The following is a 23,838-nucleotide window of genomic DNA, read 5'->3' as shown; positions in this document are numbered from 1 at the left end:
TTCTGATGGTAATTTTGTCGTTCTCAAATACATTCGAGTATTCTGCGGTGCTTTCTCCTAAAAATTCCTCACCACAAACGAGTTTTGAAAGGGTTCTCTGTCTACTCTGTTGCTGCTTTTTTCTTTTCAAAATATTTTGCTTTAAAGCTTTCGCTAATCTTTTTTTCTCCTCTTCTTTTTCCTTATTCTTTTTTGTGTTATTCATTATCATAATATATAAACTTGCCGTTGTAGCTCAGGTGGTAGAGTACGTCATTGGTAATGACGAGGTCCCAAGTTCGAGTCTTGGTAACGGCACACTGATTATACTTATAATATTGCATAACTTGTAAGCAAGGCTTAGAAGAAAGTTACAGAGGTAAGTTGTCATGCTTTTTCCATATCCTTTCTACCTTCTTGTTTTTGAGTAGCTCTAATGCTTTACAAAAGTGATACCTTGTTTTACTTGGCACTATAATGTCATCAATGTATCCATATGATGCAGCAAAAAATGGGTTAGCAAATTTTTCTTTATATTCTTTAATTAACGTTTGCTGATCTTTTTCGTGTCGAAATATAATCTCAACTGCACTTTCAGGGCCCATCACAGCTATTTCAGCAGTTGGCCAGGCATAATTTATATCACCTTTTAGATGTTTCGAATTCATAACAATGTATGCACCACCATACGCTTTTCTAGTGATAAGGCTAATTTTCGGCACGGTCGCTTCAGCGTAAGCGTAAAGCAGTTTCGCTCCGTGTTGTATTATATTATTGTATTCTTGATTTGTACCCGGCAAAAATCCTGGAACATCGATAAGTGTGATGATCGGAATGTTAAATGCGTCACAAAACCTTACAAACCTCGCAGCTTTTCTTGAAGAATCAATATCCAAACATCCTGCAAGGTGCATAGGTTGATTTGCAACAATACCGACAGTATTTCCTCCAATTCTACCAAAACCAGTTATGATATTACGAGCAAAATCAGGTTTCAGTTCAAAGAAATTCCTTTCATCACAAACTTTTTCAATGAGTTCATACATATCATAAGGAGTATTAGGATTGGTAGGAATTAGAGTGTTTAAGGATTCATCAATGTCGTCAACATCATTACAGATTGGTGCAGATTTTGGTGATTCTTGATTATTTGCTGGTAAGAAAGTAAAGAATTCACGCATTTTTAGCAGCATTTCAACATCATTATTGAATGCAAAATCCGCTACTCCTGTTTTGCTTGTATGAATTTTTGCTCCACCGAGGTCTTCGAAACTTACATCTTCGTAGGTAACCTTTTTTACTACATCTGGCCCGGTTATAAACATATATGAACTGTTTTTCACCATGAAAGTAAAGTCAGTTAATGCTGGGGAATAAACTGCACCTCCTGCACATGGGCCCATAATTAAAGAAATTTGTGGTATAACACCCGATGCATTTACGTTTCTTTGAAAAATTTCTCCATAACCAGCAAGAGAATTTACTCCTTCCTGAATTCTGGCTCCACCAGAATCATTTAGTCCGATAATTGGAACTCTGGCATTAATTGCCATATCCATAATTTTGCATATTTTTTTTGCATGTGACGCACCAAGTGAACCACCAAAGACAGTAAAATCCTGAGAATAAACAAAAACTTTTCTGCCATAAATAGTACCATGACCAATCACTACCCCATCACCTAAAAAATTAGCATTTTGCATGCCAAAATCATTTGCATGATGTTTTACGAATTTATCGTATTCTGCAAAAGAACTTTCATCGAGCAATATACTGAGCCTTTCTCTAGCAGTTAATTTCCCTTTTTCATGTTGTTTGGTAATCCTGTCAGAACCGCCTCCTTTTTCAGCTTCTAGTGCTTTGGTTTTTAGATTTTCTAGTATTTTAAAGTCTTGCATACAATAAAGTAGTTTTCAAATTAGTTGTAGACTTTATTAAGTTTACAAACCCTACTAACTATACACATACACTATTGCTATATGCAACAATGTATGTATGATAATTGTTAATGCTCTGGTGATTCATGGTCACTACTTTGAAAATGTTGCGATGTGTCAACTCTTTTCATATTAGAAAGAGGTGGACTAACTGCACTGCTTTTCGTTTGTGCAAAACTTTTAGCAGCTTCAACAACCTTGCTTATACGAGGTTCTTTTTCTAGCTCTTTTAGGTACTTTGAGAAGATTTCACAACTTTTGTCATCCATATGTACCATTATTTTACCAAAACTTTCAGCTTTTTCAGAAGATAAAATCATTTCGATCTTTTCATCGCCTACCCTAAAGGTCATTTTTACTTTGCCTTGCATATCATGATATTGCCAGCTTTTTATTCAGATTAGATTATCTCCTTCTCCTATTCGCAATGCACCATATTCTAAGTCCTTAAATTCCGGGGAGTTCATAAATTTTGCAGGAGTGATCACACTTTTTTCTGGACACTGTACATAATAAAATTTATTATCTCTTTCTACTACAATTCCTTTTTTTTTGTCATTTTCAATACTATCACTTACAATTTGTTTTAGACGTGACAAATATTCGCCGCGTTCTTTCAGTATATCTTCTGGCAATAATCTCCGAACTTCTTGGCTCACATCAGTGCCTGTTGAAACTAGATTAAACATTTCTAACATAAGAGGCCGTAGTTTTTCTTTTCTAGTCTCAGTAACATTTTTATCTTGCTCCATGAGGTGGTATAAGATCAGTATCGAATAATCTATTATTGATGACTTTTTTCTCCTTGGAATACATCAACACTAAACATGACCTTGTGCTTTTTTGCATCGTCTATAGATTTTTGAAGTCTCTTTGCTATGTTTTCGATAGCTTCATCATTAGGTAAGTGTTCAGGCAATGGCGTCAACTTAAGGAAAAATATCAGCGATAGTGTATAAAATTTCTCTCCAAATTTTTTATCATTAAATTATCCAAAGAGTGCAAGGGACAGCACTTTTGTTTCTGTTTTATTTCAACAAAGAAGTCTAAAATGTGTCCTTTTTAGGTGAAATATGCAAAAAGGAAAAAACCTTATTCTACAAATTAAAAATATAATATACTCGAAAACTTTTCAGAAAATCCATTGTGTTGAGTTTTACACGAACAAGAAAACTTCCTTTTTCGACAGTATTTTCTATGATTTTAAAGTTAGTTAAAAAAAGTTTGGGAATAGAATGTGAACTTATGGAGCCATTGACATGTACCCTCAAAGCAAGCTTTTTCTAAAGCAAGATATAAGATTTGCCATACAGGCTTTCAAGAATTTAAGCATCCAAACAGCCTATCAGGATGAACCTGAGTTGGAGAGGCTATAGACTTATTGCAGCAGATGGTTCTGGTATGAGATTACCCAGCTCTGGGGAAATTGTATCCGAGTTTGAACCAAATGGAACAACAGGCACCATTGGCAATTTGTTTGTTGATTTGTGTACTTCGCTGATTTGCAGTGCTCGTCTTGCAGCTTGGAATATAGGTGAACAAACGTTGGCGGCAGAGCAATTACCCGAAGTTATCACTCAAATGCGTTTATTAAATCAAGAGAAATTATTATTTATCTATGATCGTCTTCAGTAAAATTCATTCAGCAGCATTATAATTTGGAAGTAGATTTTATTTTTCGCTTGCAAAAAAGAAATTATAGTAAGCTATGGGAACGCTGGCGAATTAGATTTTGATTTTATATTAGAAAATGAAAAGCTAAAAAATAAAATGAAAGGACAGAAAGTAAGAGTTATAGTGCTGACATTAGCCAACTGAGAAACAGAGTTTTTGACCGAGACTTTGGAGCAAAGCTTATGTGTTAAGGTGGCACATAGAGGAGTGCTATAAACGACTCAAAGTAGGAGCAGAGTTAGAGAATTTTTCTGGAGAGGCTGTATTACAAGAATTTTGGGCAAACTTGGTCATGTGCAATATATTATCGCTTCATATGTGTGATGCACAAGGGCCTTGGAACCCAGATCAAATTACTGAGTATCGTTTAAATTTTTCAGTTTTATTTAGTGTAATGAGGCAGAAACTCTATCAGGTACTTATTGCGCCAAAAAACTTTCAAGCCCTTTTTAAGTATACGCGCTAAAGTTAAAATCCGACCGGGACAGCCGCAATAAAGTAGATAAGCCTAAACGCCATCATGTCTTTAGGAGAGTTTGCTAATGAAAGTTCTTAAGTTGACGCCATTGGCTGAACGGATACGGAATGACACCATCCTTTTTTCTGGATTCCAGACTGGAATGACACCTCTGGACACTTCCGTCGTAAAGGAACCAGTGTCAGCTACTCGGATGACACCTTTTTTCTACTTAGTTTGGGTTATGCAAGAAGTCTAATGAAGTGAAAATAAATTTATTTACCAAAATAGAGTTGCCTTGGTCTACAGATCTTAGTTTCTTTATCATTTATCATTTCATACCACTGAGTAACCCAACCAGTGGTTCTTGCAAGTGCAAAAATAGGCGTGAACATATTTGAGGGGATATCAATAGCATTCATTATTATACCTGAGTAAAAATCAACATTTGGATATAACTTACGCACGATAAAATATTCATCCTTTAAAGCTATTTCTTCAAGTTTTTTTGCAATTTTAAGCAGTTCATTATTTTGTTCTAGTTTACTTAGAACCTCATGGCAAGCGCCTTCCAATATACGCGCGCGCGGATCATAATTTTTATAAACACGATGTCCAAATCCCATCAATTTAAATGGATCTTTATCATCTTTAGCTTTTTCGATGAATTTATCTATATCTCCACTTTGCTCTATCTCTTTTAGCATATTTATAACTGCCTCATTAGCTCCACCATGCGCTGGTCCCCAAAGTGTAGCAACTCCTGCAGAGAGGCTTGCAAACAGATTAGAACCAGCCGATCCCACCAATCTGACAGCCGCCGTAGAAGCATTCTGTTCATGATCAGCATGGAGAGTAAATATTTTATCCAGAGCTTTTGCAAAAAGGGCGCTTTTATCATTATCAACAGCATCGCCAAATATCATCTTTAAGAAATTTTCACTGTAACTTAATTCATTGTTAGCATTTATGAATTCCTGATTGTTGATATGCCTATAAATCATTGCAATAATTGTGGAAACTTGCGCTATTGCAGAAATTCCAAAATCTAGGTCTTCACCATTGACATTGTTGCCATGCTTTTCATGATAAGATGCTGACAAACTTGCAAAACATGCAACTAAGATTGACATAGGGTGAGCAGTTTTTGGAAATGCTTTAATTACATTTGTAACTTGCTCTGATACTTTGGATGATTCTTGTATTTTGAGAAGAAATTTTTTGTGTTGCTCTGAACTGGGTAATTCACCATAGAGCAATAAATAAATCACAGCAGTAAAATTATTATTCTCTGCCAAATCAGCTATATTATGTCCCCTATATTTAAGAACTCCTTCATCTCCATCAATGAATGTAATTGTAGAAGAGCATGAAGCTGTAGAAACAAACCCTGGATCGTAAGTGAATAATCCTGTCATCTTATATAAATCCTTGATATTTAACACATCAGGACCTGTTGTTCCGCTTAATACAGGTAGCTCGATTTTTAATCCATTACTTAGTTCTAATAGCACTTTTTTATCCATCACTTAAGCTACTTAAATTTTATACAGAATATACAAACTGAGGAGTATATATTAATACAGTTAACTTTACATTAACCGTATTAAGCGGTCATCAATGCTTTTACTTTTGCATTTAAGCGACTTATTTTACGCGCAGCGGTATTCCTATGAATAACACCTTTATTCACACACTTGTGTAAATTAGATTCAGCATTCCGAAATGCCAGAACAACATTTTCTTTGTCGCCAGACTTGATTATATCAACCAAATTTCTAATAGCAGTGCGAGTTTTACTTTTCCGCATCTTATTTATTAAAGTGCGCTTTGCTATTACCTTTATCATTTTTTTAGCACTCTTATGATTTGCCATATATTAATACCTAAAATACTGTACTTTTCTCTTAATTATAAAGTTTTTTTGTTAATTTGCAATATCAGTTTTTCCTATGGTTAATCTACTGCTTCTCTCTTCAATAATTTTTTCTAAACTTTGCAAGAATTCATTTTTGTTTAACCCAGGATATATTGGGGGCAATATTTCTATTACTGCCTTTCCGGGATTCTTTCTCAGAGAAAGTATGCTTTTTGGCCAAAACAAACCAGTGTTTAAAGCAACCGGTAACACAGGAACAGATAATACGCTATATAAAGCAGCAATACCTGGTTGATATTTTATATTTTGGTTTATAGTTGTTCTTGTACCTTCAGGAAATATTATTATGCTTCTATTTTCTTTTATACGCATTTTTGCTAGTTTGATTATATGGCGTATAGAACTGATACCATCTGAACGGTTAATAAAAATCATTTTCAGCGCTATAAGATGCAAACCAATGAATGGAATCCATTTCAATTCACGTTTTAAAATAAAAACCGCTTTTCTAAATAGTAGTATAAAAATAAATGTTTCAAATGGAGATTGGTGTTTAGATGCAATGATAAAAGGTTGCTTAGGGATGTTTTCCATTCCCCTCACTTCATATTTAATGCCACATAATAAACGCAGCATGAATAATACAACTCTCACCGAACAGACGAGGAAAATGGTTATTACACACTCAGAAAAGAAAATTACAGGGAGAGTAATGAAAGTATAGAATACCTCCCATAATATAAGAAAGAAATTAAACAATAAACTTGAAATCACAAACTCACATAAATTTATTTAAATTTAACTTTATTACAAATTAAAAACAATAAATTTAATTATTGATCATCTGAGTAATAGGATGCGAATCAGCTAATTTGTCCTTTAACTTTTCGTTAGCAATATGAGTATATATTTGTGTTGTAGAAAGGTTAGTATGGCCAAGAACTTTCTGTATCAACACAATATTTGCTCCGCTATTTAGTAGATGGGTAGCAAAAGAATGCCTAACCACGTGTGGAGAGATCTTATTTTCATCAATATTGCATTTTCTTGCCAACTCCTTCATTAATTGACCGACCCTCTGCCTTGTAATTGGTTTATTAGGTTTATCACCTGGGAATAGCCAATCGGATTCCTTTTCTTTAGAGATCAGATTATCACGAACTGATAAATAATTTCTAAGGCTCTGCAATGCTTGTTCATTAAAAAGAATTTGCCTCTCTCTACCACTTTTTCCTTTTATTATTATATAGCATTCTTTGTTATTACTGTTTATTAAATGTGACACTTCACATAATTTCATACTAATTAGTTCAGAAACACGCATTCCAGAAGAGTAAAGGATATCTAAAATCGCACATAGCCTTTTACTGCTTATCTCTTTATTCGATTCGCTTGCTGATTTTCTCACTGTGTCCATTAGCAAAAATATTTCTTCGACACTTAAATACTTAGGCAAAGGACGAGAAACTTTTGGATTCTTTAATTCAGCATCATTAGCCGGCGCTGGATTAAAATCTATTATTCCGTCATTAAATAGACACTTGTAAAAATTTTTCATAGCGGATATTTTTCTTGATATAGAGCTACTTTTATATTTTTTTTGTGTACATAAAGATTTCACATAATCTTTAATATTGGTTTTGTTTACACCAACCAAGGTAGTGCCGCTTTCCAATAAAAATTCTTCAAACTGGTGTAAATCCGAACGATAACTTTCCAGAGTATTTTGTGCAGCGGACCTCTCTGAAGCTAAAGCATCTATGTAATATGTTATGTAAAGATTTTCTTTTTTATTTTGCGACTGTTTATTTTTCATTATCAGTTCCTATATTTATTTCTTTGGCTATAATTTGATTAGAAGTGTTCCCTGTGTTTCTTATGAGAAAATATGAGACAAATAAAGCACTTATCAATAGAGTGAACATCACAAACTTTTGCTTTAACCTTTTTCTTAAATTTAATCTTACTCTTATCATAGTTAAATTATAACGTTAAATCTATAAAAAACACCTTATAAAGTGAGCTCTACTATAAATATAGAATACTTCTTAGCTGTATCTATCTATATTTATTATAACATAACATTGATTATAATTCTAACATGGACAGGTAGAGATTCCAATTACGTTAGTGTTATGGGTGTTAATAAATTTTTAATATACACCTTTACAAAAGAAGAAATCAAATGGCATCTTTTTTTAATAAAGTGCTAATAAAAGGAACGGTCACATTTGACCCTATAGATTCATTATCTATCTTTTCTATAATTTTATCAATGCTATAGAAAGAACGTTCTATTCTTGCTAAAATATAATTAATCACTTTTAAATCAATTTTTAACTGTTTATCTGAAAATCGTTTTATTAGCATAATTCTTAATAATTCCTCGCTTGCAGGCAAAATTTTTACGCTGATAGTTGATAATATTCGAGAACTTAAATCTCTTAGTTTGAAGTTAAGCTTTTTTGGTGAAATTGAAGAAGTGATTAGCAGCCTCTTGTCGTTTTCTTTCATGTAATTGTAACAATGTAATAACATGGCTTCATCTTTAATGTTTTGTACGTCTTCTAAAATAAAAGCATCGCTATACCTAATCTCGCTTACGAAGTTATTCACATTGATAAAGATTGCATCGTTTATTGATTGCCAAATATGAGCAAGATGAGTTTTACCGGAGCTTTTAGGTCCAAAAAGAATCAGACATTTCCAAGATAAATCATTAACTACCGAATTATATACGTGCTTATTTTCATCTAAGATGATGTAATTTTGCCGGCTATAATCAGCTTGATTGTTGTTAAATAAATTTAATTGCACGTTGAACCTCTTACGTAACCTCTTTCTGGTAGTAATTTTTGCGCAGAAATTTACTTACGCTCCTCAAATGTGTCAGGTATTCTGGGCTCATTTCTCCTCTTACCATAAATTGATTATGCAAAAGGTCTGTTAGCCGTTTTTATAAAGCTCACTTTTAAAATATTTATTGATTGCATATTCTACTGATACATTGAACATTGCTATTATTGGAATAAAAAGTAATATACCTGTAAATCCAAAATATGAAGCGCATATAGTAATTCCCAGAATAATTACAGTTGGATGTATATGAACTTTTTTTCCTATTAATAAAGGAACTAATATATTTGAATCTATTAATTGTCCAACACCAAATAATAGCAAAACAGCAGCACTTTCAAACCATCCACTAAATTGAGTGATAGCGCTCAAAAACCCAATAATGGTATATAATAATGGCCCTACGTAAGGTATGAACGTTAACATTCCTGATAAAATTCCAATAACAATAGAGTGTTCCAATCCAATTATGCTCAGACTCACAGAGTAAAAGACCATCATGACAATACATACATTTACCTGCCCCTTTAGATAATTAGATATAATGAAATCCACTTTGGAAAAATAATCTGCAATTTTTCCTCTGTAAGGAATAGGGATTAATTTACTAGCTTTTTCTATAATTAAAGGCCAATCACGTAATATATAGAAAAACACTACAGGAGTAATCACCATTAATGATACCGTGTTAAAGCTTGAACTTAACACTTGGATTATAAAGTTACTAGCAATATCAAGAGCATTCATGAAATAAGATACATAGTTGCTGTAATTTTCTGCTAGATTTTTAGATAAATGATCAAATAAGCTATCCTCGATTTTCATATTAAGAAATTCTAATACAGAGGGGATTACTTTAAACTTTAATGAAGGCACTTTACTCACTAAGAAATTTAATATTGAAGTAATTTGAACATATATAATAGGTAAAACAAATGTTATGACTAGTATAAAAGCTATTAATAAAATAAGTATTATAAAAATTACAGAACATGAACGTGGTATTCTATACTTTTCAAACTTGACTACTAGCGGATTAAACAAATATGCAATAATAATAGATATTAAACATGGAAAAATCATAGGACGCATCAGGAATAACATCCCTATTATAAAAAGCAGTATGAAACAAATAGTTATATGACGTTTTTGCATGTGTTTAGCATAGCTAATTTACTGAAAAATATGCAATTTATTTTTCCTATGTTGAAAGTATTTTACGATTTGTAATACTATCATTTTTTACTAAAATTTAGTTGTTTAATCCGCAGGCAAAGATAGATTTTGAGCTCTCTAAATATCTCTTTTGCTATTATAATTATGCTAGTTAATAGGGGAAGTAACTTTTATATGATGTCAGAAATTTTATTTTTCGGAAAGAATCTTGGATAGAGAGGAAAGCTTCTACAAAAAGAAATATGTGCGCTAAGAAATACAAAATAGCAGCATTAATAGTTGCAGCGGGAGTAGGCAGTAGATGCAATTCTACGATTCCTAAGCAATATATAAAACTGGCAGGTAAATCTGTTTTATTTCATACAATTAAAAGATTTCTGGCTAACCAATATATAGATTACATAAGAATAGCAATTAATAGAGACCATGAAAGTTTCTATGAGAAAGCTATATCACTAATTACAGACACTAAATTACTAAGCCCTGTATACGGAGGAGAAAACAGGCAAAGTTCAGTTAAACTAGGGCTTGAAAGCTTACAAAAAATTAACCCAGATTTTGTAGTTATACACGATGCTTGTAGGCCTTTTGTGTCAGATGTTCTGATAGATAACTTGGTTGAATCTATGATTAATGATCAATATACAGGAGTAGTTCCAGCAATAGAAGTTGAAGACACTATGTCATTGGTGAGTAATAGTTTTATTGAATCTACGATTTCAAGAGGAAAGCTCAGAGCCATACAAACCCCTCAAATTTTTAATTTCAAAGCATTATTATCATGCCATCAATCAGTCAAAGAATTTACTGACGATTCATCACTAATGGTAGAGCACAAAAAACATGTTGCGATTATTAAAGGTGAGAAAAGCAATTTTAAGTTAACCACAAAAGAGGATATCAATATGGCAAAGCTTCTTTTTGAAGAGCCAAAATTTCGTGTCGGAGCCGGTTATGATATACATAAGTTCATTAAAGTTCAAAATGGTGCTGAAAGCTTTATAAAAATTTGCGGTGTGAAAATTGAACACAACATGGCAATAGAAGCGCACTCTGATGGTGATGTTGCAATACATGCAATCGTTGATGCAATACTCGGAGCACTGGGATGTGGCGACATAGGAGAGCACTTTCCTCCTAGTTCCTCTGAATGGAAAGATTGCAATTCATCTCACTTTCTTGACTTTGCTGCTAAAAAAGCAAAAGAAAAAGGGTACAGCGTGTCTAATTTAGATATTACTATAGTTTGTGAAGAGCCTAAAATATCGCCTTACAAAGTAGAAATGAAGAAATTCATATCAAAAGCATTAGAAATTGATGATGAATTTGTAAATATCAAAGCAACCACTGCAGAGAAATTAGGTTATATTGGAAGAAATGAAGGAATAGCAGTGCATGCTTCTGTGTTATTGCATACAAACTTTTATTGGAAATAGAAACGAAAAAACTTACTTGATACCCTTCGCCAGCCCCCTTATCATGAAACTGAAGCTATTTATTTATCTTCTCTGTACAGATTAAATGACAAAAAAACTCAACGTATTTGGCGTCTCATGTTTAATTTTTTGCACTATGTGCACCTTATGTCTTTATCAAATTTCTAGCTATACAAGCTAAAATGCGCTTATAAAGCATTTAAAACATCAAAAAACGCCAACTTAAAAAATGGATAGTGAGTAATTAGCTACCCTAGGTTTTCTTTGCCTTTTTTTCTGTTTAGTAAATTTCTTAATGTTTATAATTTAGATTAGTTGCGGCTTAAAAGCAGATGAATCGCGGTTATTAAACGTTTAGAATAAAAAAACGCCATACTTGAAAGTATAATGTAAGTAACTAGCCAACCACGGGGCTTCTTTTGCCTTTTTTTTCGTTTGGTAAATTTCTTAAACATTTATGGCTAAACGACAATCGTCATCCCGCTACTTGTTAGCGGGATCTAGAGATACCGCGGCGGCATGACGTAGGACTGCTGTCATTCAAGTAGCTGACGCTGGAATCCAGCCTTGCTGTAATCTCATCAAGAACGTTGTGTTTTAACATAAGATCAGCCACTTTTATGCTTACCAACTTAATAAAATTCCTGGATCCAAGTAGTCAGGCTACTCGAATGACACCTTCATAAAGTGAAATGAGATCCCGCTAACAAGCAGCGGGATGACGAGAAAGGGGCTACTCGGATGATACCCTCATAAAGTAAAATGAGATCCCGCTAACAAGCAGCGGAATGACGGGAAAAGAGGTGCTGGGATGACACCTTCACAAAGTGAAATGAGATCCCGCTAACAAGCAGCGGGATGACGGGAAAAGAGGTGCTAGAATGACACCGTTTACTATGTAACATCTCATCATATCACAATGTTCGTACAGTTGTGGCGGTATGACGTAGAAAAACTGTTAACTTAAATCTATATTGACATGTCCCATTTTACGCTTATCCCTAACCTCTTTTTTCCCATATATGGTTAAACTAGCTTTTTCGTTGCTCAAATACTTATGAGAATCATATATATCATTACCTATTATATTTTTCGTCATACAAGGAAAGCGTAATACTACTTCCTGCATAGGTAGCCCGCATATTATCCTAACTAGCTGTTCAAATTGACTAACGTTACATGCATCCAAGCTCCAGTGGCAAGAATTGTGAGGTCTTGGAGCTAGTTCATTAACTAACAATTCGTTATCCTTAGTAACAAAAAATTCAATAGCCAGAATTCCTATTACATCAAGCGCATTTGCTATTTTCTTTGCAGCTCGTTGTACCTCTTGAGTTAATTTACTATCTATTTTAGCTGGCACTGTTGAAGTATCAAGTATTCCATCAACGTGGTAATTTTCTGCTATAGGAAAAAAAGCTACTTTACCGTTTTTATCTCTTGCAACGACTATTGAAACCTCTTTCAGTAAATCAACACTTGCTTCAAGAATGTACTCTGTATTCCAATCAAAGGAAGCAAATTGCTTCACTTCAGAATCATTCTCAAGCACATATTGCCCTTTTCCATCATAACCCATTTCTGTTGTTTTCAGCCTTGTTGGATAGCCAAAAGCTCTACTGCTTTTCAGTAGCTCATTATAATTTTGTATACTTTTGTATTCAGCAGTTTTTATACTCAAGCTTCTAATGAAATCTTTCTCTCTAAGCCTATTTTGCGCAATGTGTAACGCTTTTTTACCCGGATAAAAATTTACATCGATATCAATTGCACTACATGGAATATTTTCAGACTCAATAGTGACCAAATCCACACTCTGTGCAAAAGATTCAAGCGCTTTCTTATCAGAGAAATCTGCTATTGTGAAATCATCAGCAATAGAACAAGCTGGATCGTCTTTAGCACTGGCAAAAACATGTATTTTTTGTCCAAGTTTTGTTGCAGCGATAGCAGTCATTTTACCTAATTGTCCACCACCTATTATTCCTATTACTTTTTTGCTCAGCGCATCTGGTTCATTCATACTATAAATTGATATTTCCTAATTAAAGTATACTTGAAAAATCTATGAAAAAAGTATATAATTAAAATACTATTTTCTTATCATGAATATTTTATAATGATAGAATACACACTAACTACCAACTTTGTTGAAGTTACAGTTTTACCAATTTATATTGAAGAGCAATCCATTCCTTATGAAAATTGCTATGTATGGATGTATAACGTTAAGATAAAAAACAAAAGCCAATCAACTATTCAATTGTTAAGTCGTCATTGGCAAATAATAGATTATAAGGGAAAAGTAAATGAAATTGCCGGAGTTGGTGTTATCGGAGAACAACCTGTGATAAAATCTGGAGAGGTATTTAAATACACAAGTGGAACATACTTAAATGTACCGTCAGGAATAATGCAGGGTAAGTATGAATTTCTGAATGAAGAAAGCATAAAAGTTTTTGAAGTTATGATACCACCCTTTTCTTTGGATAGTCCATACATCAAAACTAGACCCCATTAACTGTCAAAATAGTTTATTTGTAACCAGACTGCATTCTGTGATTTTTAGCAAAGCACGATACACAATCGTCATCCCGCTACTTGTTAGCGGGATCTAGAGATACCGCGGCGGTATGACGGTTCGCGGCGGCATAGCTATCTTCAAAAATATGGTTAAATAATTGTTAATAATAGTGTATAATTATTAATATTTTTAAGCACTTTGGCTATGGCTTTATCTAAGTTTCTCGACCCTAAGCTGGATTTAACCTTCAAAAAAATCTTTGGAACGGAAAAAAATAAGAATATCCTGATCCACTTTTTGAACGATATTTTAGGGTTTACTGAGATAAATGCAATACAAGAAGTTGAGTTTCTTAGCACTATTATGGATCCCGAAGTTGCCTCTGATAAACAAAGTATTGTTGATGTTCTCTGCAAGGATTCTCACGGAAATAGATATATAGCAGAAATGGTGCGACCTGAAAGCCTTCGGTCATATTGTTTAAAAGGAGAGGAATTCATTCAGAAAGAAACTGAAAGGATTCTAAAGCTTATTGAACCAGATGTTTTGCCATCTGAGTCTACGCATCAGTGCGAATTGGGTAACCAGTTGGTGCCGAGCGACGCGGACAATGAACCTCCTCTTGATAAAGAAGATGCTCAATCGTGAGAGAAAGCATAAACTACAAGCATCATGTGGTTGGAGGGCTAGGCTTAGTGGTATGGTGAACGTAAGTGAAGCTTCATAAGTATCGTAACGATTAAAGAGCTAAAGATGCTGATAAGCTCCGACCAAAAGGTAATGTGACATTTTTCATTTCTGGATGTACGCAAATCACCGGTATAGAGAAGCCACCTAACCCACTATTGTATGACAAAAGGAACAGGATAAGCCTGTATTTTCGCCTATATGGCAGGCAACCCGCAAGGAATGCTGATGGATGTGCAGGTAAAGGATAATGGAGAAAGCGAATGCCATTTTGTAACGAAATGGATAGAATTTGTAACATTAATTCGCGTGAAAACGAGCAGACTTCCATTTGGTCCCTCATGACAAGAAACTTTGTTAACCACTTAAGGTAGGAAAGCAGATGATTACAAGTACAACTGTAAGTGTACCTACCAATAACTCCGAAGCATGGAACCAGTTACCCTGGAAGAAATGCCAAAAAGTTGTTATGAGGCTACAGAGGCGTATTGTTAAGGCTGTCCAACAAGGCAGATGGGGTAAGGTGAAAACTTTACAACACCTTCTCACACGCTCTTTTAGCGGCAAAGCTTTGGCGTTTAAGAGAGTAACTGAAAACCAAGGAAAAAACACAGCAGGTGTAGATCGTCAAATATGGTCAACTTGCAACACAAAATTTCAAGGAATAAAGCTATTAAAACAAAGAGGATACAAACCTTCTCCGCTAAAACGGATATACATCAGTAAGTCTAATGGCAAAAGAAGACCTCTTGGAATCCCTACGATAAAAGATAGAGCCATGCAAGCATTATACTTGTTTGCTTTGGAACCGATAGCTGAAACGATCAGTGATCGTCACTCTTATGGTTTTAGACCAAAAAGATCCTGCGCAGACGCTACTGTGGCTTGTCACTTGTTACTGGCAAGCCGTAACCAACTACAATGGATACTCGAAGGTGATATTAAAGGGTGTTTTGATAACATTAACCATGAATGGCTCATGAAGCATATTCCTATGGAGAAGAAAATTCTTCATAGCTGGTTAAAAGCTGGCTTCCTAGAATCAAAAACTCTGTATTCCACAACTGCAGGTACCCCACAAGGTAGTATCATCTCTCCAATACTAGCAAATCTAGCCCTAAATGGACTTGAAAAATCATTGGAAAGTCAATTTGGTAAACTTGGCAGTAAAAGAAGAAGCAAAATCAGAAGTGGAGTAAATGTAATCAGGTACGCAGATGACTTTATCATTTCAGGAATCACACGTGAAGTACTGGAAAATGAAGTAAAACCTCTAGTATCGTCCTTTCTTCAGGAGAGAGGTCTTATCCTTTCCGAAGAGAAAACAAAAATTACATCTATTACAACAGGGTTTGACTTTCTTGGTTGTAATGTACGCAGGTATAATAAGAAGTTAATTATAAAACCTTCAAAAGAAAGTATTAAGAAACTTCTTAATAAAGCACGTACATTGATAAAGGCAAACATAGCGAACACTCAGGCCGTACTAATCAAGTTGCTCAATTCCCTATTAAGGGGATGGGGAAATTACTACAGCCATGTGTGTGCGAAAAGAGCTTTTAACAAAATAGACCATGAAATTATGTGTGCTCTATGGAAATGGGCAAAGAAAAGACATCCTCGTAAAGGATTACGTTGGATAAAGAATCGTTACTTCAAGGTAATGAAACAACGCCAATGGGTCTTTGCTGCACCCATATGCAAGAACAAACCGAAAGAGATAAGGTATTTAAGACTGCTTAGGTTGATTGATATACCTATCAGACGACATGTTAAAATCAGGGCGGATGCAAATCCACTTGACTTAAAATGGAAAAAGTATTTTGATGAAAGAGTGAAACAAACAAAAATGTTAGCAAGCTCTTTCTCAAGAGAAGGTTCTCTACTGTTGGTGTCACCATTAAGAATGATGTTTTCTGAGGAATCATGAAGGACAAGCCGGTTCGAGAAAAGAAGGACTTAGATAAGGGGCTCAAGCGTAGTGTGGGGAAACCTGCATGCTGCGTTTCTAAGGGAGGGAGTAGTAGCAATACTACTTCCTTACCTAACCAGCTCGCTCGTGATAAAGGCTTTGAAAAACGCGCACAACTTTATGCTGCTAAGGCTTACTCAAGACAAGCTGATAAATCTGGTAAATACGTTGATTTAAAGAAGATTTTCTTTATCGCGATTTCAAATTGTACCTTATTCCCTGATAAGCTTGACTATATATCTAGCCATACCATAAGAGATGAAAAAACCAATGAGCATGACTTAAAAGATTTTCAATTTATCTTCATAGAGCTGCCAAAATTTCCTAAGAGTAGAGAAGAACAACTAGAAAGTGTAGTAGACCGTTGGCTATTTTTTTTCAAATATGCAGATGAAACAACGGACGAAGATCTCAGAAAAATTGCGGAAAAATCACCAATAATAAAGCTAGCATATGATGAATTAGATAAGTTTCACTGGAATGAAAAAGATCTAATAACTTATGAAGAAAGAATAATGGATCTGCGCAAAGAAGAAGCCATTCTTGAATACAGACTTGACCTTGCTACTGAAAAAGGCATCCAAATTGGCGAAGAAAGAGGCATCAAAATCGGTAAAGAGGAAGGAAAAATCGAAGGAAAAATCGAAGTCGCAAAAGCAATGCTGGCTAACAATGTTGATGTCAACACTATTGTCAAATTTACTGGCCTTTCTATTAGTGAGATTGAAGAATTAAGTGTGAACGGTACAGAGTAATTTCAAAGTGCATTTGCAGTTGGAACGGATACATTTAATGAGAGTCCCATTTCACGGTGTTCAAATCTACTCCTTCTTGTACCATCTCCCAAAGTGGGCTCATTTCTCTCAGTCGGCCAACATTTTTAGCAACAAGATCTGCTGCATACAAAACTTCTTCTCTAGTTGTAAATCGGCCTAGGCCAAATCTAATTGATGAATGCTCAAGGTCATGGCCATTATTTAGCGACCGTACTACATAGGAAGGCTCAAGAGACGCAGACGTGCACGCAGAACCAGAACTTACTGCTAAATCCTTGATTGCCATGATGAGAGACTCACCCTCAACATAGGGAAAGCTCAAGTTTAGGTTGCCAGGAATTCTATTTTCATAATCACCATTTAAAACGATATCAGGAAACGCTTCTTTTATCTTGTTATACAAAATATCCCTTAATTCTTCCACTCTAGTTGTTTCTTTTTTCATTTCTTCTCTAGCAATACGTGCCGCTTCACCAAAACCAACTGCAAGAGGTGTTGGAACTGTTCCAGAACGCATGCCTCTTTCCTGTCCACCACCACTAATTAGTGGTATCAGCCTAACACGAGGATTCTTTCTACGTACATATAATGCGCCTATTCCCATAGGTCCATAAATTTTGTGGCTAGAGAGACTCATAAGATCAATGCACATCTCATTAACATCAATTGGAACTTTTCCAAAGCTTTGAGCTGCATCTGTATGGAAAAATATATTATGCTTTCTGCATATTTTACCAATCTCCTTTACAGGCTGAATTACTCCGATTTCATTATTTACCATCATTACTGAAATCAAAATTGTTTTATCAGTAATTGCTTCCTCAAGCTTTGATAAATCTATAATTCCGTTTTGCTTAACAGGCAAATATGTAACTTTAAAGCCTTCATTTTCCAGATGCCGACAAGAATCCAGAACACACTTATGCTCCGTGCAGACAGTGATTATATGATTTCCTTTATTTTTATAAAAGTGAGCAACGCCCTTGATTGCCGTATTATTTGACTCAGTTGCACCTGAGGTAAAGATAATTTCTTTGCTATCTGCGTTCACCAGATCAGCGATGTGTTTCCTTGCTTTTTCCACTGCTTCTTCAGCAGTCCAACCAAATGAATGGCTGCGAGAGTGTGCATTGCTGAACTCACCAAAGTAAGGTATCATCACCTCTAAAACACGGGGATCTACTTTAGTAGTAGATTGATAATCAAGAAATATTGGTAATTTTATTTTAGCATCGTGTATTTTTTTACTTTCAACATTCATAAAGCTACCACGGAGACAAAATTTACAATTATTTTATAGCATTAAAACTTAATTTTTTCAAGATATAATCTTGCATCAAGTACAAAAGTGTCATCCAAGTAGCTGACACATAACTGTACGAACATTTATTTGCGAAAGCAGTGTGTTAAATGTTATAGCCAGTTTTGCCTCAAACACAAAGGCAGTGCCCAGACACTGGGATGACACCCTATTGGTGGCAATTGCTTCCAAATCATAATGTTTGTACAGCTGTGCGCCGTGCGCTGGAATCCGTTTTAGCCCTTATCTATATCTCAGTTCCACCAACAGTTATTGCGTCGACTTTGAGTGTCGGCTGACCAACTCCAACGGGCACATTTTGTCCATCTTTCGAGCATGTGCCAACACCAGGATCTAACTTTAAGTCATTACCAACCATAGATACTTTTTTCAACACTGTTGGACCGTCACCAATTAGTGTTACTCCTTTTACTGGCTGTGTAATTTTGCCATTTTCTATTAGGTAAGCTTCCGAAGATGAAAAAACAAATTTTCCTGACGTTATATCAACCTGCCCACCACCGAAATTTACTGCATATAGACCTTTCTTTACGCTAGATATTATTTCCTTCGGTGTATACTTTCCGGGCAACATATAGGTGTTTGTCATGCGCGGCATAATAACTTCTTTATAACTTTCTCTTCTACCATTACCAGTTGGGCTTACACCCATGAGTTTAGCGTTCATATGATCCTGCATGTATCCTTTTAGGATCCCATCCTCTATCAATATATTATAACTGGGTGGAGTGCCTTCATCGTCTACGCTGATAGAGCCGCGCAAATTGGGCAGAGTTCCGTCATCAACTACTGTGATGTCACTAGCTGCTACTTGTTTACCCACAGAATTTGAAAATGCTGAGACTTTTTTGCGATTGAAGTCGCCCTCAAGTCCATGACCCACGGCTTCGTGTAACAATATTCCTGGCCAGCCTGGACCTAAAACGACTGTCATTTCTCCGGCTGGAGTTGGAATTGCTTCAAGATTTACCAGTGCTTGTTCTAACGCTTGGTTTGCAACTTCTTTCCACTTTTTCTCAGAAATAAACTTACTATAAGAGTCCCTTCCACCATGCCCTGCAGAACCTCTTTCGGTACGGCCATCTTTTTCTACAATGACTAGCACATTAAAACGTACCAGAGGCCTGATATCGCTTAATCTGTGATCACCCTTTATTATTTGTACAACTTGCCATTCTCCACTTAGAGTTATTTTTACTTGCTTCACGCAGTTATTTTTGGACCTTACATACTCATTAACCTCATTGAGTAGCTTAATCTTTGAATTCAGATCCATTTCATTTATAGGGTTAATCCTCGAATATAGGCTTTTTGTCTCTTCGTTTAAATTTATTGAATTTGTCTTGTTTAAAGACACTGAGCTTTTTACCATAGAAGCAGCATTACTAATTTCTTTTTCGCTGATCTCAGAAGAACAAACGAAAGATGTACTATCTTCACAAAAAGACCTTAAACCAAATCCCCTTCTAGTATTCAAGTCCATGTGTTTTAATATGTTATCCTCAAAAACCAGGGACTCCGACTGGCAAAATTCTAGAAACAGCTCACCACCATCGCTATTGCTCAAAGCGTTATTGACTATTTTATATACGTTATTAATATTAACATTGTTTTGAGCAAAAAATATTTGATCTAGATTTGGCATTACCTTTGAACTAAAAATTGTTTAAGTATATTATTTAACTTTAACATAGTAAACTATAAAAAGCCCGGGTGGCGGAATTGGTAGACGCGCTAGCTTCAGGTGCTAGTAACTTTTTAAGTTGTGGAAGTTCAAGTCTTCTCTCGGGCACTCTTAGCTTCCATATTGCTTATTGAATTAATTAATGTTATAATATAACATATTCGGTAATATTTATGCTATGTATGGTGAAAAAGATAAGTTAGCCTACAGAAAGAAGGTACGAACTTACTCGAAACGCTTAGTTACTACACTATCTACTATCTCTTTCATTGGATACATAGCGGCATTGGTCTTGAATATTCCTGTCTTAAGTCTGTATTTTAGTATTGCCGGCACTATATTCAGTGCACTTTCGTTTGCTTTAAATATATGGTCACTAAATGATCATTCCCGACAACAGAATCTTAATAAGAAATCTGGCATAAAAAACACTCCAGGACAAAAAAAGTTAACAAAGATCTATCTTGATATAGCATCCAGTGCTTCATTTCTAATAGGAGGTATTGCATCTATGTCGCTTTTTGAGTCTTCTGTTATTTATTTTGTTTCTACGCCTTTTTTTATTCTAGGCTGTGTTATTATGGCAGCTAATATCGTTCAAACTATGATTAGTGAACCACAGACAAAAAACGTCCTTGAGAATCTCTCTTCAAATACTGCAAGAGTACAAGCTTAAGTATTAACTTATTTAACTTATACAGGAATATTAGCTATATAATTCCACTGAAGGAAGCCATTCAAAAGAGTTCGATGTAATTAGCGTCAAAAAAGTGTAAGCAGAAATTGTGGGCTTATTGGGGTAGGAGCGCTTAGTACTCCTACTTCCACATAAATTACTTGAATAATTGCTCAAGCTATCAAAATAAAAGTTTTTATTCAGTAATTTGTGTATAAAGGGTACTATTTTACTAGTAGTGAAATAAATCAGAATGAAGTCTATTTTATTAACGAGGCCTTTATTGGATTCGTTCAATACAAGAAATATATTGAGAAAGTATGGATACAAAGTTTATATAGAACCAGTATTCACAATAAAGTACTTAAATCCTGATATATCTGCACACGAATTTGACGTTGTAATATCCACAAGTAAAAACAGTGTAAAGGCTTTTAGTCAAATATGCAAAGTGGATGACTTTCCGATTATTACAGTTGGTAATTCAACCATGCAGGCTGCAAAAAATTTGGGATTTTCTGATATAATCTCAGCAGACAGCAACGTTGATGGTCTGATATCATTCATAAAAGCTCACTATTCAAGTGCAATAAAGTTCTTATATATAAGAGGACAAGAAGTATCATGTGACCTAAAAAAGAGATTATCTGAAGAAGATTTTAACGTAAGAGAAGTTGTACTCTATAAAACAATCATTAAAAGGAGTCTAACTAATAGGTGTAAAAATTTACTGTTGGATGGTAAAATTGGTAGTGTTGCTTTTTTTTCCTCACAGACAGCAAGGGTATTTTGTTCATTAGTTCTAAAAAGTGGGCTATCTCATGTGATGAATAATACAGTTGCATATACCATGAGTAAAAACATTGCTGATAGTTTAAAGTTAATCAAGTGGAAAAAAATTATAACATCGAGGTTGCCTACTGGGGAGAGTTTAATTGATATAATTAATAAGGATTGCTGATGCTAAAGATTGCAACTTGGAATGTAAACTCCATACGTAAAAGAGTTAACCAACTTTGTAGTTTTATAGTTAATAGTCAGATAGATATAGTTTTGCTGCAAGAGATAAAATGTACGGAAGAGCAATTTCCTTATGCGGAGATAGAAAAGTTAGGATATGAATATGCTATCTATGGACAAGTTGCAAGAAATGGCGTTTGTGTTTTATCTAAATATCCGATACTGGAGAAGTTTAAAATTGACATTGTGGAAAGTCATCAAGAAGCACGTTATATAGAGTGCGTGATAAAGTATACCAATAGTAAGATAAGGGTAGGAAGTGTATACGTGCCAAACGGTCAAAGCCCGGACTCTCACGCATTTGAATATAAACTCAAGTTTTTTGATAACCTATATGAAAGGATGAGCACTTTGTTGAAGAATGAAGAGTTAACTATTATAGCTGGCGATTATAATATTGCACCGGATGAAATTGATGTTTTTGATTCAAACTTATTGAATGGCCAAGTGTGCTTTCATATAAGAGAACGTGAGAAGTTAAGAGCGATCTTGAATCTTGGGTTTAAAGATGCGTTTAGAATATCTCACCCAAATTTGCAACAATTCACTTGGTGGCATTATCAAGGCAATTCACTCAGAAATAATCAAGGAATGCGAATAGATTATATGCTGTTATCACCACAAGCTGTAGATAAATTGGAAACATGCTACATAGATGATAGATTGCGTAAGCTAGAAAATCCGTCTGACCATACTCCTGTTGTATGTGCTATAGAATAATAGCAGATCTCTTACACAATTCACTTTTAGCAAACCTGAGTAGTCTTACCTTTGCTGCTCTGTGGTTTTTCCCTTCGTTTGTTTTCCTTTCCTGTCCAAGATTGATCGTGCTGCTCACTTTTTTCGTTTCCTACCTGGGAAATTTGCTCAGGAACAGGCTGTTGTTCACTCTTTTCTTTTCCTTGGGAAATTTGTTCAGAAACAGAGGTGCCTTTCTCAACTTCTGTAACTGGGGTTTTTAAAATATCATCAATGCCCTCGAGAATTTTTCCATTCAGTTTTGCTCTCTTTTCTGTATCATCTTTATCTTGTGAGCTAGGGTCATACAAAGTACCTTTTTTGTTATTTGAAAAAAGAACCTCCACTCCTCCTTTTATGGCAAATATTGTGCCGATAGCAGTAAGAACTACTCCGAGTGTAGTAGGACCAAAAATTAACATTGGAATAGTGGAAAGAAGGACAGGAAAAAAGATCTTGCTTAAGAACGTTGTTACCATCTCTTCATCACTGAGTGGTGGTTCATCCTCTTCTTTCTTGTCTTTACCTAAGAATGGTATTTTTTCTTTCATCCCATCCATAAAGGAGCCAGAAATATTTTTCGGGTCTATTTTGATCCCTCCAATTAGCAGCAGCAGCATTTCCAATACAAACTTTATGGATGAATCTTTAGCTTCTGTACCACGTATATCAGCTACACACTTGGTTATTATTTGTTGTATTTTATCATTATTTAATTTCTCTTCTCTAGCTAAGCCTTGCTCTCTAATTTCTTTAAACATAGAAAGTAAAAACTGAGAAAAATTCTCTTCACTGAGTGGTTTTATATCTTTTGGATTGACATTATTAAGTAGTATGTCCTTATAAGCTGATATAAAATAATCAGTTATTTCTTTGTTCTCCTTTAATTCGGCTTTACCTTCTAATACTTTTACAAAGTAATCATAGATTACCTGATGTTCCTCTTTTTCAAAAATTTTCTCATCTTTGTTAGTTACCTGATTTGAAGGTTCCAAATTCTTTGTTTGTGGAGTTAATATTTTTGTCATAACTGAGTTACTCACATT

Annotated in this window: 23 protein-coding genes, 2 tRNA genes and 2 pseudogenes; 13 read left to right on the top strand and 14 right to left on the bottom strand. The window is 34.8% G+C overall.

The annotated features are described in order from the left end of the window. The first annotated feature begins 224 nt into the window (after positions 1 to 224). Positions 225 to 297: transfer RNA gene (locus ABL518_RS01180), tRNA-Thr, on the top strand. Positions 298 to 350: 53 nt separating this feature from the next. Here ABL518_RS01180 and ABL518_RS01175 read toward each other — a convergent pair. The 3 genes from ABL518_RS01175 to ABL518_RS01165 all read right to left on the bottom strand — a co-directional run bounded on the left by ABL518_RS01175 (position 351) and on the right by ABL518_RS01165 (position 2,668). Then, a complete protein-coding gene (locus tag ABL518_RS01175) occupies positions 351 to 1,877 on the bottom strand; it encodes an acyl-CoA carboxylase subunit beta (protein WP_015589410.1) in 1,527 nt (508 codons plus the stop codon). A gap of 107 nt (positions 1,878 to 1,984) precedes the next feature. Continuing rightward, positions 1,985 to 2,287 carry a hypothetical protein gene (locus ABL518_RS01170; protein ID WP_010963066.1) on the bottom strand — a complete coding sequence of 101 codons (303 nt, stop codon included), beginning with the start codon at positions 2,285 to 2,287 and terminating at the stop codon, positions 1,985 to 1,987. A gap of 24 nt (positions 2,288 to 2,311) precedes the next feature. Further along, positions 2,312 to 2,668, bottom strand: coding sequence for a hypothetical protein (locus ABL518_RS01165; RefSeq protein WP_251371772.1), 357 nt, complete (start codon positions 2,666 to 2,668; stop codon positions 2,312 to 2,314). Between the two features lie 321 nt (positions 2,669 to 2,989). On the opposite strand from ABL518_RS01165, the pseudogene ABL518_RS01160 reads away from it, so the two are divergent. Both ABL518_RS01160 and ABL518_RS01155 read left to right on the top strand, forming a co-directional pair. Beyond that, positions 2,990 to 4,133 (top strand): annotated as a pseudogene (locus ABL518_RS01160) (transposase). Further along, complete coding sequence (locus ABL518_RS01155) at positions 4,133 to 4,306, top strand: hypothetical protein (protein ID WP_179943778.1); 174 nt, start codon at positions 4,133 to 4,135, stop codon at positions 4,304 to 4,306. The pseudogene ABL518_RS01160 and the gene ABL518_RS01155 overlap by 1 nt, the downstream one beginning before the upstream one ends. Positions 4,307 to 4,322: 16 nt before the next feature. Here ABL518_RS01155 and ABL518_RS01150 read toward each other — a convergent pair whose 3' ends face one another. The 6 genes from ABL518_RS01150 to ABL518_RS01125 form a co-directional block, all read right to left on the bottom strand. After that, a complete protein-coding gene (locus ABL518_RS01150) occupies positions 4,323 to 5,573 on the bottom strand; it encodes a citrate synthase (protein ID WP_010081982.1) in 1,251 nt (416 codons plus the stop codon). A gap of 80 nt (positions 5,574 to 5,653) precedes the next feature. Beyond that, complete coding sequence (gene rpsT / locus ABL518_RS01145; RefSeq protein ID WP_010081981.1) at positions 5,654 to 5,923, bottom strand: 30S ribosomal protein S20; 270 nt, start codon at positions 5,921 to 5,923, stop codon at positions 5,654 to 5,656. A gap of 51 nt (positions 5,924 to 5,974) precedes the next feature. Beyond that, a complete protein-coding gene (locus ABL518_RS01140; RefSeq protein ID WP_010963063.1) occupies positions 5,975 to 6,700 on the bottom strand; it encodes a lysophospholipid acyltransferase family protein in 726 nt (241 codons plus the stop codon). A gap of 55 nt (positions 6,701 to 6,755) precedes the next feature. Further along, positions 6,756 to 7,742, bottom strand: coding sequence for a site-specific tyrosine recombinase (locus ABL518_RS01135; RefSeq protein WP_095742816.1), 987 nt, complete (start codon positions 7,740 to 7,742; stop codon positions 6,756 to 6,758). Between the two features lie 365 nt (positions 7,743 to 8,107). Then, positions 8,108 to 8,743: a DnaA ATPase domain-containing protein gene (locus tag ABL518_RS01130; protein ID WP_006280257.1), complete on the bottom strand. Its 636-nt coding sequence runs from the start codon at positions 8,741 to 8,743 to the stop codon at positions 8,108 to 8,110. A 129-nt stretch (positions 8,744 to 8,872) separates the two neighbouring features. Next, positions 8,873 to 9,937, bottom strand: coding sequence for an AI-2E family transporter (locus ABL518_RS01125; protein ID WP_010963061.1), 1,065 nt, complete (start codon positions 9,935 to 9,937; stop codon positions 8,873 to 8,875). A 263-nt stretch (positions 9,938 to 10,200) separates the two neighbouring features. Between ABL518_RS01125 and ABL518_RS01120 the strand changes: the two genes are divergently transcribed. After that, positions 10,201 to 11,394, top strand: coding sequence for a bifunctional 2-C-methyl-D-erythritol 4-phosphate cytidylyltransferase/2-C-methyl-D-erythritol 2,4-cyclodiphosphate synthase (locus tag ABL518_RS01120; RefSeq protein WP_095742814.1), 1,194 nt, complete (start codon positions 10,201 to 10,203; stop codon positions 11,392 to 11,394). 958 nt (positions 11,395 to 12,352) lie between these two features. Here the strand turns inward: ABL518_RS01120 and ABL518_RS01115 are convergent. Continuing rightward, complete coding sequence (locus ABL518_RS01115) at positions 12,353 to 13,417, bottom strand: 5-(carboxyamino)imidazole ribonucleotide synthase (RefSeq protein ID WP_010082017.1); 1,065 nt, start codon at positions 13,415 to 13,417, stop codon at positions 12,353 to 12,355. A 96-nt stretch (positions 13,418 to 13,513) separates the two neighbouring features. Between ABL518_RS01115 and apaG the strand changes: the two genes are divergently transcribed. From apaG to ABL518_RS01090, 5 genes and pseudogenes are all read left to right on the top strand, one after another. Beyond that, on the top strand, positions 13,514 to 13,915 hold the full coding sequence (gene apaG, locus ABL518_RS01110) for a Co2+/Mg2+ efflux protein ApaG (RefSeq protein WP_007549064.1): 402 nt from the start codon (positions 13,514 to 13,516) through the stop codon (positions 13,913 to 13,915). A 207-nt stretch (positions 13,916 to 14,122) separates the two neighbouring features. After that, positions 14,123 to 14,368, top strand: a pseudogene (locus tag ABL518_RS01105) (PD-(D/E)XK nuclease family transposase); the annotation flags it as partial. A gap of 438 nt (positions 14,369 to 14,806) precedes the next feature. Beyond that, positions 14,807 to 14,950: a hypothetical protein gene (locus ABL518_RS01100; protein WP_173862902.1), complete on the top strand. Its 144-nt coding sequence runs from the start codon at positions 14,807 to 14,809 to the stop codon at positions 14,948 to 14,950. 37 nt (positions 14,951 to 14,987) lie between these two features. Then, on the top strand, positions 14,988 to 16,535 hold the full coding sequence (ltrA, locus tag ABL518_RS01095) for a group II intron reverse transcriptase/maturase (RefSeq protein ID WP_010082015.1): 1,548 nt from the start codon (positions 14,988 to 14,990) through the stop codon (positions 16,533 to 16,535). Continuing rightward, positions 16,532 to 17,332: an Rpn family recombination-promoting nuclease/putative transposase gene (locus ABL518_RS01090; protein WP_095742813.1), complete on the top strand. Its 801-nt coding sequence runs from the start codon at positions 16,532 to 16,534 to the stop codon at positions 17,330 to 17,332. The genes ltrA and ABL518_RS01090 overlap by 4 nt, the downstream gene beginning before the upstream one ends. A 34-nt stretch (positions 17,333 to 17,366) precedes the next feature. Here the strand turns inward: ABL518_RS01090 and ABL518_RS01085 are convergent, their stop codons facing one another. From ABL518_RS01085 to tldD, 3 genes are all read right to left on the bottom strand, one after another. After that, entirely contained in the window at positions 17,367 to 18,614 is a 1,248-nt protein-coding gene (locus ABL518_RS01085) for an IscS subfamily cysteine desulfurase (RefSeq protein WP_010081919.1), read from the bottom strand. A 90-nt stretch (positions 18,615 to 18,704) separates the two neighbouring features. Beyond that, on the bottom strand, positions 18,705 to 18,845 hold the full coding sequence (locus ABL518_RS01080) for a hypothetical protein (RefSeq protein ID WP_153296798.1): 141 nt from the start codon (positions 18,843 to 18,845) through the stop codon (positions 18,705 to 18,707). A 55-nt stretch (positions 18,846 to 18,900) separates the two neighbouring features. Beyond that, complete coding sequence (gene tldD / locus ABL518_RS01075; protein ID WP_095742812.1) at positions 18,901 to 20,319, bottom strand: metalloprotease TldD; 1,419 nt, start codon at positions 20,317 to 20,319, stop codon at positions 18,901 to 18,903. Between the two features lie 62 nt (positions 20,320 to 20,381). Here tldD and ABL518_RS01070 point away from each other — a divergent pair. The 4 genes from ABL518_RS01070 (at position 20,382) to ABL518_RS01055 (ending at position 22,774) form a co-directional block, all read left to right on the top strand. Beyond that, a tRNA-Leu gene (locus tag ABL518_RS01070) sits at positions 20,382 to 20,466 on the top strand. Between the two features lie 70 nt (positions 20,467 to 20,536). Then, positions 20,537 to 21,034 carry a hypothetical protein gene (locus tag ABL518_RS01065; RefSeq protein ID WP_010962975.1) on the top strand — a complete coding sequence of 166 codons (498 nt, stop codon included), beginning with the start codon at positions 20,537 to 20,539 and terminating at the stop codon, positions 21,032 to 21,034. Between the two features lie 253 nt (positions 21,035 to 21,287). Then, a complete protein-coding gene (locus ABL518_RS01060) occupies positions 21,288 to 21,995 on the top strand; it encodes a uroporphyrinogen-III synthase (protein WP_010962976.1) in 708 nt (235 codons plus the stop codon). Continuing rightward, positions 21,995 to 22,774 carry an exodeoxyribonuclease III gene (locus ABL518_RS01055; protein WP_010082076.1) on the top strand — a complete coding sequence of 260 codons (780 nt, stop codon included), beginning with the start codon at positions 21,995 to 21,997 and terminating at the stop codon, positions 22,772 to 22,774. The genes ABL518_RS01060 and ABL518_RS01055 overlap by 1 nt, the downstream gene beginning before the upstream one ends. Before the next feature lie 26 nt (positions 22,775 to 22,800). Here the strand turns inward: ABL518_RS01055 and ABL518_RS01050 are convergent, their stop codons facing one another. Next, positions 22,801 to 23,820 carry a hypothetical protein gene (locus ABL518_RS01050; protein ID WP_070356955.1) on the bottom strand — a complete coding sequence of 340 codons (1,020 nt, stop codon included), beginning with the start codon at positions 23,818 to 23,820 and terminating at the stop codon, positions 22,801 to 22,803. Positions 23,821 to 23,838: the final 18 nt, after the last annotated feature.

Origin of the sequence: Wolbachia endosymbiont of Drosophila willistoni (assembly GCF_040084705.1) — a bacterium.
GTDB classification, from domain to species: domain Bacteria; phylum Pseudomonadota; class Alphaproteobacteria; order Rickettsiales; family Anaplasmataceae; genus Wolbachia; species Wolbachia pipientis.
Note: the sequence above shows the minus strand (reverse complement) of the source record. Positions and strands in the feature narration are given on the sequence as shown.